The organism is Flavobacterium micromati, from assembly GCF_900129585.1.
Taxonomy (GTDB): domain Bacteria; phylum Bacteroidota; class Bacteroidia; order Flavobacteriales; family Flavobacteriaceae; genus Flavobacterium; species Flavobacterium micromati.
In genome coordinates, this window is record NZ_FQWF01000005.1 from 197,617 (window position 1) to 209,830 (window position 12,214).

At 33.2% G+C, this 12,214-nt stretch carries 12 protein-coding genes; 6 read left to right on the forward strand and 6 right to left on the reverse strand.

Annotated features, from left to right (window positions below):
• Positions 1 to 15: 15 nt before the first annotated feature.
• The 5 genes from sufB to BUB42_RS07175 all read right to left on the reverse strand — a co-directional run bounded on the left by sufB (position 16) and on the right by BUB42_RS07175 (position 4,669).
• On the reverse strand, positions 16 to 1,464 hold the full coding sequence (gene sufB / locus BUB42_RS07155; RefSeq protein ID WP_073018640.1) for a Fe-S cluster assembly protein SufB: 1,449 nt from the start codon (positions 1,462 to 1,464) through the stop codon (positions 16 to 18).
• A gap of 65 nt (positions 1,465 to 1,529) precedes the next feature.
• A complete protein-coding gene (locus tag BUB42_RS07160) occupies positions 1,530 to 1,883 on the reverse strand; it encodes a 4Fe-4S binding protein (RefSeq protein ID WP_073018642.1) in 354 nt (117 codons plus the stop codon).
• A 60-nt stretch (positions 1,884 to 1,943) separates the two neighbouring features.
• Complete coding sequence (locus BUB42_RS07165; protein ID WP_073018644.1) at positions 1,944 to 2,270, reverse strand: HesB/IscA family protein; 327 nt, start codon at positions 2,268 to 2,270, stop codon at positions 1,944 to 1,946.
• 18 nt (positions 2,271 to 2,288) lie between these two features.
• The gene (locus tag BUB42_RS07170; protein WP_073018645.1) at positions 2,289 to 2,771 is read right to left on the reverse strand and encodes an RrF2 family transcriptional regulator; all 483 of its coding nucleotides are present in this window, start codon (positions 2,769 to 2,771) and stop codon (positions 2,289 to 2,291) included.
• A 728-nt stretch (positions 2,772 to 3,499) separates the two neighbouring features.
• Entirely contained in the window at positions 3,500 to 4,669 is a 1,170-nt protein-coding gene (locus tag BUB42_RS07175; RefSeq protein ID WP_073018647.1) for a proline dehydrogenase family protein, read from the reverse strand.
• A gap of 92 nt (positions 4,670 to 4,761) precedes the next feature.
• Between BUB42_RS07175 and aroB the strand changes: the two genes are divergently transcribed.
• The 6 genes from aroB to BUB42_RS07205 all read left to right on the forward strand — a co-directional run bounded on the left by aroB (position 4,762) and on the right by BUB42_RS07205 (position 11,693).
• Positions 4,762 to 5,832 (forward strand): 3-dehydroquinate synthase, encoded by a 1,071-nt coding sequence (aroB, locus tag BUB42_RS07180; RefSeq protein ID WP_073018795.1) that lies wholly within the window; start codon positions 4,762 to 4,764, stop codon positions 5,830 to 5,832.
• 285 nt (positions 5,833 to 6,117) lie between these two features.
• Entirely contained in the window at positions 6,118 to 7,518 is a 1,401-nt protein-coding gene (locus tag BUB42_RS07185) for a type III PLP-dependent enzyme domain-containing protein (RefSeq protein ID WP_073018649.1), read from the forward strand.
• A 98-nt stretch (positions 7,519 to 7,616) separates the two neighbouring features.
• Positions 7,617 to 8,588, forward strand: a complete 972-nt coding sequence (locus tag BUB42_RS07190) for a deoxyhypusine synthase family protein (RefSeq protein WP_073018651.1) — start codon at positions 7,617 to 7,619, stop codon at positions 8,586 to 8,588.
• A gap of 8 nt (positions 8,589 to 8,596) precedes the next feature.
• Positions 8,597 to 9,007, forward strand: a complete 411-nt coding sequence (locus tag BUB42_RS07195) for a DNA primase (RefSeq protein WP_073018653.1) — start codon at positions 8,597 to 8,599, stop codon at positions 9,005 to 9,007.
• Between the two features lie 88 nt (positions 9,008 to 9,095).
• Complete coding sequence (gene recQ / locus BUB42_RS07200) at positions 9,096 to 11,207, forward strand: DNA helicase RecQ (protein ID WP_073018655.1); 2,112 nt, start codon at positions 9,096 to 9,098, stop codon at positions 11,205 to 11,207.
• 9 nt (positions 11,208 to 11,216) lie between these two features.
• Positions 11,217 to 11,693, forward strand: coding sequence for a DNA-deoxyinosine glycosylase (locus BUB42_RS07205; RefSeq protein WP_073018656.1), 477 nt, complete (start codon positions 11,217 to 11,219; stop codon positions 11,691 to 11,693).
• A 1-nt stretch (position 11,694) separates the two neighbouring features.
• Here the strand turns inward: BUB42_RS07205 and BUB42_RS07210 are convergent, their stop codons facing one another.
• On the reverse strand, positions 11,695 to 12,210 hold the full coding sequence (locus tag BUB42_RS07210; RefSeq protein WP_073018658.1) for a DinB family protein: 516 nt from the start codon (positions 12,208 to 12,210) through the stop codon (positions 11,695 to 11,697).
• Positions 12,211 to 12,214 lie beyond the last annotated feature (4 nt).

Genomic DNA, 12,214 nt, shown 5'->3' on the forward strand with positions numbered 1-12,214 from the left:
ATTAATATTTCCTTTTTAACCTACTGAGCCTTCCAAGGAAACTTCCAGTAACTTTTGTGCTTCAACGGCAAACTCCATCGGCAGTTGACTTAATACGTCTTTGCAATAACCGTTTACAATCAAGCCAATTGCTTTTTCATTGTCAATACCACGTTGCTTGCAGTAAAATAATTGGTCTTCACCAATTTTTGAAGTTGTTGCCTCATGCTCAACAATGGCAGTGTTGTTTTTTATTTCGATGTATGGAAAAGTATGTGCACCGCACTGATCACTCATTAATAAACTATCACATTGCGAAAAATTTCGAGCATTTTCGGCGCCTTTTCCAATTCGTACCAATCCTCTGTAACTGTTGTTGCTGTAACCTGCTGAAATTCCTTTGGATATTATGGTGCTTTTAGTGTTTTTACCAATATGGATCATTTTTGTACCCGTATCTGCTTGCTGATAATTATTTGTAAGGGCAACAGAATAAAATTCACCTATTGAATTGTCCCCTTTTAAAATAACTGATGGATATTTCCAAGTAATTGCAGATCCTGTTTCTACCTGAGTCCAAGAGATTTTAGAATTTTCTTCTAAACAAATACCACGTTTAGTAACAAAGTTAAAAATTCCTCCCTTACCGTCTTTATCTCCGGGATACCAGTTTTGTACGGTGCTGTATTTTATCTGCGCATTTTTATGTGCTACAAGTTCTACCACTGCGGCATGCAATTGATTTTCATCACGCATTGGTGCCGTACAGCCTTCGAGGTAACTCACATACGAATCTTCATCAGCAATAATTAAGGTGCGTTCAAACTGACCAGTTCCAGCCGCTTCTATTCTGAAATAAGTAGAAAGTTCCATCGGACAACGAACTCCTTTTGGAATATAACAAAAAGTACCATCCGTAAAAACCGCGGAATTCAGTGCTGCATAAAAATTATCGGTGTACGGAATGACAGAGCTCATGTATTTTTGTACCAATTCTGGATGGTCTTGAATTGCTTCGCCAAACGAACAAAAAATAATTCCTTTTTCTGCCAATGTTGCTTTGTACGTTGTTGATACCGAAACACTGTCAACAATAATATCTAGTGCTATTCTGTTTTCTACTCCTGTTAATCGTTCTTGTTCGAGAATTGAAATACCAAGTTTTTGAAATGTTTTTAACAATTCAGGATCCACTTCGTCTAGACTGTTTAATACTTTTTTTGGCTTTGGAGCCGAGTAATATATGATATCTTGAAAATCTGGTTTTTGGTAAGAAACATGGGCCCAGTCTGGCTCCTCCATTGTTAACCAATGACGGTATGCCTCCAATCTGTAATCTAACATCCATTCGGGTTCGTCCTTCTTTGCAGAAATAAAACGAATAATATCTTCATTCAATCCTTTCGGTGCGTTGTCAGCTTCAAAATCGGTAACAAACCCGTATTTGTATTCCGTGCTGAGTTTTTGTTCTAAAACCTCGTTCATACTATTTAAGTTTTACTATTGTTATTTTGTTCATTGGTAAATCCGAATTCCAAAAATCATTTTAATTAAATTATTAAATGCAAACTGTCTTTTTTGGCAAATAATTCTTGTTCGCTTTCGCGCCAATTATCATCATCCACACAACAGTCAACAGGACAAACTGCGGCACATTGTGGCTCATCATGAAAACCAACACACTCTGTGCATTTATCAGCAACTATGTAATAAACATCATTCGAGACTGGTTCTTGCGGTTCATTAGCATCGGCGGTCAATCCGCTTTTTGAAGTGAATATTCCCTTTATTGAAGTTCCGTCAGAAAAACGCCATTCATCTCCACCTTCGTAGATCGCATTATTAGGACATTCGGGTTCACAAGCGCCACAATTAATGCATTCATCTGTTATTATAATTGCCATTTTTTTTTCTATTTTTTTATCGTTGGAGCGTTTATCGTTCTCAAAAACAAGTAACCTTTTTTATACTCCAAACGATTCTCCACAACCGCATGTTCTACTTGCATTTGGATTGACAAATACAAATCCTTTTCCGTTTAGTCCTCCCTCATAATCAAGCTCTGTTCCTATCAAGTACAAAAAGCTTTTTTTGTCAACGGCAATTTTTACTCCTTTGTCTTCAAAAATCTTATCGGTTTCCGTAATAATATTATCGAAGGCCAGTTTATAAGTAAGACCGGAACAACCACCACCGTCAACACCTACGCGAATAAAAGTTCCTTCAGGACTGTTTTCGTTTGCGATTAATCGTAGCGCGTGTTGTTTTGCATTTTCTGAAACTGTTATCATTTTATCTTTTATTATGGATTATAATATTTCTTTATTCTCTGTTGTTATTTCTTCAAATAAGCTTTGAAAAGTAACCGTGGCTTCTTTTTCACCGTGCGATAAATCAGCAAGTGTTATTGTATCTAATAACTTGTCTATAGCAGATTGAACAATGGTCCAAAGCGAGCGAATAGAGCAATCTGTCGAATTACTGCAGATTTTCATTACGCCAACATGATTTACGCAAAATTGTTCATCAAATAAACGTCCGCCTAACGAGTTCAAAATATCGTTTACCGTTATCGTGTTTGCTGGTCTGGCAAGCACATAGCCTCCAACATGTCCTTTAGTACTATTAATCAATCCTTCCATCCGGAGAATTCGAGTTAATTTAGAAACATTAGGTTGTGACAATCCTTCTGCTTCACTGAGTTGAGGAATGCTCAATCCAGACTGATCTTTACATTTTGCAATACGGACTAATATTCTTAAACCATATTCATCTTGAGTTGTTATTTTCATTGTTTAAAAGATTTAATAATTGATTTTTTGGTCATTAAAATAAACCTGAAGGACAAATGTATGTATTGTTTTTAATATATACTAAAAAGTATAGATTAATTTATACATAAAAGTATATATAAACATTTAGTAAAAGAGTAAAGATAATTTGTAGGATATAAATTAATGTGAAATGACCTTTTCCAAAAGTAGGCCTTTTGTATAGCTAGTGTTTACAATTATTTTAAGTTTTGTAGGCCACGCATTAGGGAATAGAGTTTCAACTTTTGTTCGCTATACAAATATGTTAGAAATAGTTGCTTCCTAAGTGAAGCAGTGTAACATTATCAATTTTATGACATTTACTTTGCCACGTCCCAGTAAATTTTGATCGATAATATTTGACAAATTTGATTTTAATTTCATGCAATGAAGAACAAGAACTATTACTGTTAACCAACTTTAAACTACTAGCAGCGCGAATCAAATTTTAGTGGTGAATAATGAAAAAGTCACAGAGTGTGGATCATATAAGAATTGATCATATTAGAAAACGATATTTATAAAAACTTAAGTAATTTACAGTTTAGTAATAGGCAGTACTCGCCCCAACCCCATGCAACGATGAGGGAGCCTAGAGATAATCATAAAGCAAAAAGCTCCAATTTTTCAATTGGAGCTTTATTTATCTTTATTTAAACTTATGACTGAACACTAAGCACTGACCACTTGCCACTGATCACTGACCACTACTTCCCCTTCCTCCTCTTTCTCTCTGTTTTTATCATCGACAATTCCCGGCTTGTTTGTCCAGCTACCGAAGTATTTTCTTCAGCACGGCGAATTAAATATGGCATCACATCTTTTACAGGACCGAACGGCAAATATTTAGCGACATTATAATCATTTATAGCCAAATTGTAACTGATATTATCGCTCATTCCATATAATTGGCCAAACCATATTCTATCATCATTGGTTTTAATAGCTTTTTTCTGCATTAAGTCCATTAGCTTATAGGTGCTTAATTCATTATGCGTCCCTGAAAAAATTGACATTTGGTCTAAATGCTCCATCATATACATCACGGTTTCATCGTAGTTTTTATCTGTTGCATCTTTGGTCTCACATATTGGTGACGGATATCCTTTTTCAATTGCGCGTGCAATTTCTTTTTCCATGTAAGCGCCACGAACTAGCTTCATGCCAATAAAAAATCCTTCGTTTTTAGCTTTTTGATGCAATTTTTTCAAATAATCTAAGCGATCCCAGCGATACAGCTGCAAAGTGTTAAAAACAATACATTTCTCTTTATTATATTTTTGCATCATTTCAGTAACAAGTTGATCTGCAGCGTCTTGCATCCAGCTTTCTTCGCCGTCAATTAATAACGCCACATTTTTTTTGTGAGCTTCGCTGCAAACGGAATCAAAACGATTTACTACTCGACTCCACTCTGCTTGCTCTGCATCAGTCAAGGTTTGCTTTGCGCCAATTTTCTCATACAATTCAAATCTTCCAAAACCAGTTGGTTTAAAAACTGCAAATGGAATTGCTAAACGCTCTTTGGCAAATTCTATCGTTTTTAGTGTCATTTCTAAAGCCGCATCAAACTGATCTTCTTCTTCTTTGCCTTCAACAGAATAATCCAATACTGACGAAACTCCTTTTGTATACAATTTATCGACTACCGAAAGACAATCAACTTCATTTATTCCTCCACAAAAATGGTCAAAAACAGTCGCTCGAATCAATCCTTCAACGGGAAGATTTGCTTTTAAAGCAAAGTTAGTTACCGCAGTTCCTATTCGAACTAAAGGCTGATTATCGATCATTTTAAAAAGAAAATAAGCTCTATCGAGTTCAGTATCGCTTTTTAATGCGAATGCAACTTGTGTATTATCAAATAATTTTTCCATCAAATGTGATATTTTTGTACAAATATAAACAGACTTTTAAATATTATTCAGCAAAAATTACCTTATTTTGCCATTATAATAAAATAGTAATTATGCAGTCAATTCAAGCCACTAGTTATCCTATTCATTTCAATGAAAACGGATATGAAGCATTAAACTTTCACTTAAAGGAAAATAAATATTCTAATTTATTTATAATTGTAGACAGTAATACAAATGAGTTTTGCTTGCCTACTTTTTTACCGTTGCTGGAAACAGATTTGACGATTGAAATTGTCGAATTTGAAGCAGGTGAACATAATAAAAATATCGAAACTTGTGTTCAAATTTGGAATGTACTAACAGAACTTGGCGCAGACCGAAAAACATTAATCATAAATTTAGGCGGCGGCGTTGTAACTGATTTAGGCGGTTTTGTAGCTTCAACCTTTAAACGTGGAATCGATTTTATCCACATTCCTACCACTTTGCTAGCAATGGTGGATGCATCAGTAGGCGGAAAAAACGGTGTTGATTTAGGTAATTTAAAAAACCAAATTGGAGTAATCAATACACCAAAAATGGTACTTATAGACACACAGTATCTTGAAAAATTACCGCAAAACGAAATGCGCTCAGGTCTAGCTGAAATGCTAAAACATGGTTTAATCTACGATAAAATGTATTGGGAACAATTTTTAGACTTGAAATTAATTGATTTTGCCGACTTCGATTCCTTAATTTATCGATCTGTTGAAATTAAAAATGAGATAGTTACACAAGATCCATCGGAAAAAAACATTCGGAAATCTTTGAATTTTGGACATACCTTAGGACATGCGATTGAGAGTTACTTTTTAGAAAATGAAAATAAAACAACATTGCTGCATGGAGAAGCAATTGCCATAGGAATGATTTTAGAAAGTTATATTTCTATGAGCAAAAAATTAATAGATCAAGATGACTATTTACAGATTAAATCTAGTCTAAAATCAATTTATGATGATGTAATTTTTGAAGAAAATGATATCGAACCTATCTTGGAATTATTGATTCATGACAAGAAAAACGAATACGGCAATATACAATTTGCACTAATAGAAGGAATAGGAAAAATAAAAATTAATCAATCTGTTGAAAATGAATTAATTCTTGCAGCGTTTGAAGATTATAAATCATCATAAATTTTTATAAAAAGCACGCTTAGTGTTTATATTATTTTTTTACATTTGCACCAATGAAAAAATGTCAAAACAAACGCAGCTATAGTTCTAGTAAAACTCGCAAAAAATTTTCTTTTTTAAGAATATTGAAGCGGTTTTACTCTATTAAGGGGAACTTTAGTTTTGATATATTCCAATATTTGAAAGCCGACCACGAGAAACTTCAAATAATTTATGCTAATATCCGAGTATGATTTTTTAGATGTAGTCTTAATTAAATATTCTAATCTATAATATCAAAATCTAATGAATACAAAATATTCTGATTTAATTAATCAAACATACTATTTCCCTCAAGAAGAGTTTACATTAAACAAAGATAATCTCCAATTTCACAATATCGATTTGATGAAATTAGTGGAGCAATATGGTACTCCTTTGAAGTTTACCTATTTGCCGCAAATTTCAAACAATATCAACAAGGCCAAAGCATGGTTTAGAAAATCGATGGAAAAAAATAAGTATGAGGCAAAGTATTACTATTGCTATTGTACTAAAAGTTCTCATTTTGAATATATCATGAATGAAGCTTTCAAAAATAATATTCACATTGAAACGTCATCTGCTTTTGACATTAATATTGTCGAAAATTTATTAGTAAACGGCAAGATTAATAAAAGCACTTATGTCATTTGTAATGGATTTAAAAGAGATCAATACATTGAAAATATTGCTCGATTGATCAACAACGGACATAAAAACACTATTCCAATTATCGATAATTATGAAGAACTTGATTTACTGCAAGCAGAAATTAAAGGTAAATTCAAAATCGGGATTCGCATCGCTTCAGAAGAAGAACCAAAATTTGAATTCTACACTTCAAGACTTGGAATTGGTTATAAAAATATTGTAAGTTTTTACAAGAAGCAAATTCAAGAGAACAAGAATTTAGAACTAAAAATATTGCACTTTTTCATAAATACGGGAATTAATGATACCGCGTATTACTGGAATGAATTAGTAAAATGTATTAAAGTATATGTTGCTTTAAAAAAGGAATGTCCTTCATTAGACGGCTTAAACATTGGTGGTGGTTTTCCAATAAAAAATTCTCTAGCATTTGAATTTGATTATCAATATATGATTGACGAAATTATCAATCAAATAAAAATTGCTTGTGATGAGGCCGAAGTTGATGTTCCCAATATTTTTACTGAATTTGGATCATTCACCGTGGGCGAAAGTGGTGGCGCAATATACCAAGTTTTATATCAGAAACAGCAAAATGATAGAGAGAAATGGAATATGATTGATTCCTCTTTTATTACTACTTTACCTGATACTTGGGCAATAAACAAACGTTTTATAATGCTTGCAGTGAATCGATGGAATGAGACTTACGAGCGAGTTTTACTGGGCGGACTGACTTGTGATAGCGATGATTATTATAATTCAGAGCAAAACATGAATGCCATTTATTTGCCTAAATACAACAAAGAAAAACCATTGTATATAGGTTTTTTCAACACAGGAGCGTATCAGGAAACAATAGGCGGATATGGTGGCTTACACCATTGTTTAATTCCGCAACCTAAACATATTTTGATCGATAGAGACGAAAACGGAATTTTAGCTACCGAAGTTTTCTCGGAACAGCAAACTGCTGACGATGTCCTAAAAATATTAGGTTATCATAAAAAATAAAGTAAACAACATTTATAACTACTTGTTTCAAATTAATTTTATTAAATTTGAATTACTTCGTTATGAAAACATAAATACAAGAAAATAAATTTTAAAAAATGAGCAAAGGACCTATTAGTCAGTTTATTGAAAAGCATTATTTGCATTTTAACTCTGCATCTTTAGTTGACGCAGCTAAAGCATACGAAGAACAATTAGCTAACGGAGCAAAAATGATGGTAACAATGGCTGGTGCAATGAGCACCGCCGAAATTGGGAAAATCTTCGCTGAAATAATTCGTCAGGATAAAGTTCATATCATTTCTTGCACTGGAGCAAATCTTGAAGAAGATATCATGAATTTAGTGGCTCATTCACATTATGAAAGAGTTCCAAATTACCGTGATTTGACTCCGCAGGAAGAATGGGACTTGATGGAAAGAGGTTTGAACCGCGTTACAGATACTTGTATACCAGAACACGAAGCATTCCGTCGTTTGCAAAAGCACATTTACAAAATCTGGAAAGATGCTGAAGAAAAAGGAGAAAGATATTTCCCTCATGAATTTATGTACAAAATGTTACTTTCTGGTGTTCTTGAGGAATATTACGAAATTGACTTAAAAGATAGCTGGATGTATGCTGCAGCAGAGAAAAATTTACCTATAATTGTACCGGGATGGGAAGACAGTACAATGGGAAATATTTTTGCTTCTTATGTAATCAAAGGTGATTTAAAAGCATCAACTATGAAATCTGGTATTGAATACATGACTTTCTTAGCTGATTGGTATCCAAAAAATAGTAGTAAAGGTGTTGGTTTCTTCCAGATAGGTGGCGGTATTGCTGGAGATTTTCCTATTTGTGTTGTGCCTATGTTGTACCAAGATATGGAAATGCATGATGTACCCTTTTGGAGTTATTTCTGTCAGATTTCAGATTCTACAACTAGTTATGGATCGTATTCTGGAGCTGTTCCAAATGAAAAAATTACCTGGGGTAAATTAGATATTAAAACTCCAAAATTTATAATTGAGTCAGATGCTACTATTGTGGCACCTTTAATTTTCGCTTATTTGTTAGACCTATAGGAATATTTATGAAAAGAGTAATAGTTGATTATGCGAAACTTACCCACGAGATTCTAAATTTATTAGTGGAAAAATTTCCTGATGGTTATGATGATTCAAATATCATCAGTTTTAGAAATGCTAAAAATGAATTAATTGAAGCGGTAGAAGTTCATACAGACGACACCATTTATTTAGTGAAAGTTAGCACCAAACTTTCTGAACGAATTGAAAATTATGATGAAGATGATGAACTTTTAATTGATGAAGTTGTTGAACCAATCAAAGGATTAGACTTAGATGATGACATTGATGATGATGACGAGGAAGATGATAATCTTGATAAGCCAGATTCCGACTCAGGAGACGACGACGACGATGATGACACAGATGAAAAAGATTTTATAGATGAAGATGATGATCAAGAAGATGAAGATTAATTCATCTTATTCTTAAAACTTATAAATTTAAAGGAACTCGTAAATGAGTTCCTTTTTTTATTACTTTAGTTCAAAAATATACGCCACAATGACAACTGCTATTTTACACACCACATTAAAGGAAAACTTTGGTTTTGAGAAATTTAGACCTAACCAAGAAGATATAATAAATTGCATTTTGTCCGGTCAAGATACACTAGCAATTATGCCAACTGGTGGCGGAAAATCAATCTGTTTTCAATTGCCAGCATTACTTTTTCCGGGAATTACAATTGTAATTTCGCCGCTGATAGCTTTGATGAAAGACCAAGTGGATAGCTTAAAAGCAAACGGAATTGAAGCTTGCTTTATAAATAGCAGTCAAACCGAAGGCGAGCGACAATTTTATATCGAAAGCCTAAAATCGAATATAATTAAATTAGTATATGTTGCTCCTGAAAGTTTATCTTTCTTAGACACTCTTTTTAATAGTTTGACTGTAAGTCTTATTGCCATTGATGAAGCGCACTGTATTTCGGCATGGGGACATGATTTTCGTCCAGCATATACTAATTTAGGTTATCTTAAAAATCGCTTCCCTTCTACTCCAATCTTAGCTTTAACTGCAACTGCCGATAAGGTTACACGCAAGGACATTAGCGCTCAATTAAACTTAGTAAATCCTCAAATATTTGTTGCTTCATTTGATCGGAAAAACCTAAGTTTAGAAGTTAGACCAGCTTTAGACAGAGTGAAACAAATTATAGATTTTATAAAGGACAAGCCAAACGAATCTGGAATTATTTATTGCTTGAGTCGAAAAACTACAGAAGAGCTTGCTGAAAAATTACAAAAAACTGGCGTAAATGCTAAAGCATATCATGCTGGTCTAGATGGAAAAATTAGATCGCAAACCCAAGATCAATTTATAAATGATGATTGTCAAGTAGTTTGCGCCACCATCGCTTTTGGAATGGGAATCGATAAATCTAATGTTCGCTGGGTTATTCATTATAATTTACCCAAAAACATTGAAGGTTATTATCAAGAAATTGGTCGCGCCGGTCGTGATGGATTGCCATCTGAAACGGTATTATTCGAAAGTTATGGCGATATGATTCAGTTGCAGAAATTTGCATCACAAGGTTTAAATGCTGAAGTACAACTGGCAAAATTAGAAAGAATGAAACAATACGCTGATGCATTAAGTTGTCGTCGTAAAATTTTACTTTCCTATTTTGGTGAACTAGTAACCGAAAATTGTGGAAACTGTGATATTTGTAAAAATCCACCTTTATTTTTTGATGGAACTATTATCGCTCAAAAAGCGTTGTCGGCAATTATTCGTTTGAAGGAATCAGAACCATTACCTGTAATTATTGACTTTTTGCGCGGTTCAAAAAACGCTTACATTTATGAAAAAGAATATCAACTATTAAAAACCTATGCTGTTGGCAGTGATCTTTCTTGGTTTAACTGGAACCAATACTTAATTCAATTGATCAATTTGGGTTATTGCGAAATTGCATTTGACCAGCAAAATAAAATTAGATTAACGGCTTTCGCCAAAAAAGTGCTTTTTGATGGTGAAAAAGTCCAACTAACAAACGTTCAGAAATTCAGTTCAGAAAAACAGGAAGCTAAAGAAACTAAAACCAAATTGACTGCAAATTCCTTATTTGAAATTTTACGAAAATTGCGATACGAAATTTCAAAAGAGGAGCAAGTTCCTGCTTATGTTATTTTTAGTGATGCGGCTTTGCGCCAAATGGAGACCGAGCGACCAATGAGTGATCAAGAATTACTAGCAATTGACGGAGTTGGGAAAGCAAAACTTGAAAAATATGGCGATGCTTTTATTAAAGCAATAATTGAATTTCAAAAGGCAAAAGTTGTTAAAAAAAAGAAAGAAGGTACAACTTACCAAGAAACATTAGAAATGTATAATCGTGGATTATCAGTTGAAGCTATTGCCGAAAAAAGAAATTTAGGATTAAGTACAATCATGTCTCACTTAGCTAAACTATATCTCGATGGCGCACCTATTGATTTATCTCAATTCATCTCTAACGATGAAGTTCAACAAATTGCCGCTGCAAAAATTACGCTTGAATCTCCCGTAGCTTTAAAACCTTATTTCGACTATTTTGAAGAGAAAATTGATTACGGAAAAATAAGATTGGCTTTAGCAATAATTGATAAACAAGGAATTTTGATTTAATAAAATAATATGATTCAGTCTTTCCCACCGTTTGTAAATTTTTCAACTAAAACTCTTATTTTGGGAACAATGCCCGGCATAACTTCGCTGGAAAAACAAGAATATTATGCACATCCAAGAAATCATTTTTGGAAAATTATGTTCACTCTTTTTGATAACTTACCCATTCCTGAAAATTTTGGAGAAAAAATTAAAGTGCTTCAAAGAAATAATATTGGATTGTGGGATGTTTTACAAAACTGCGAAAGAAAAGGCAGTTTAGATGTTCACATTAAAAATCATCAAGAAAACGATTTTCTAATGTTATTTGCCCAATTTTCAGAAATAAATAAAATAATTTTCAATGGAAAAGAAAGTCATAAATTTTTTTACAAAAAATTTGGACAAAAAAAAGGCATCACCTATTACGTAATGCCTTCTACAAGTCTTGCAAATACAATGTCATTTGAAAAGAAATTCGAAATTTGGTCTATATTTTTACAGTAAGTTATAAATACCTTTCTTCAAATACTTTTTGATGGTGTTTTTGATGACCAATTAGTATGAACCCGATGGCACGAACAGAGACTCCAACATTTGAAGCAATTCCCATTCTTTCTAATTGCTCGTTTGAAAAACTTTTGAACAAATAAATATTAGAATGTCTTACTGCGGAAAATTCAGTTAGCAAATCCTGAATTCCACGTTGATTAGCATCGGTATTATTAATATATTCATTTTCATTAAATCCGGGAAGTGGCGTTTTATCATTTCTAGAAATACGCAGCGCTCGATATGCAAAAATACGTTCCGTATCTATCACGTGCTGAATAATTTCTTTAATCGTCCATTTTCCATCGGCATAGCGATAATCAAACTTATCCATTGGAATGTTTTGAACAAACCGAATAAATTCGTGCAATGAAATTTCTAATTCTTCAATTAGTGTTACTTCGCCCAAAACATTTATGTATTGGAAATAATATTCTGCATATTCTGAAATTGGTAATTGTGATACTTTCATTTTC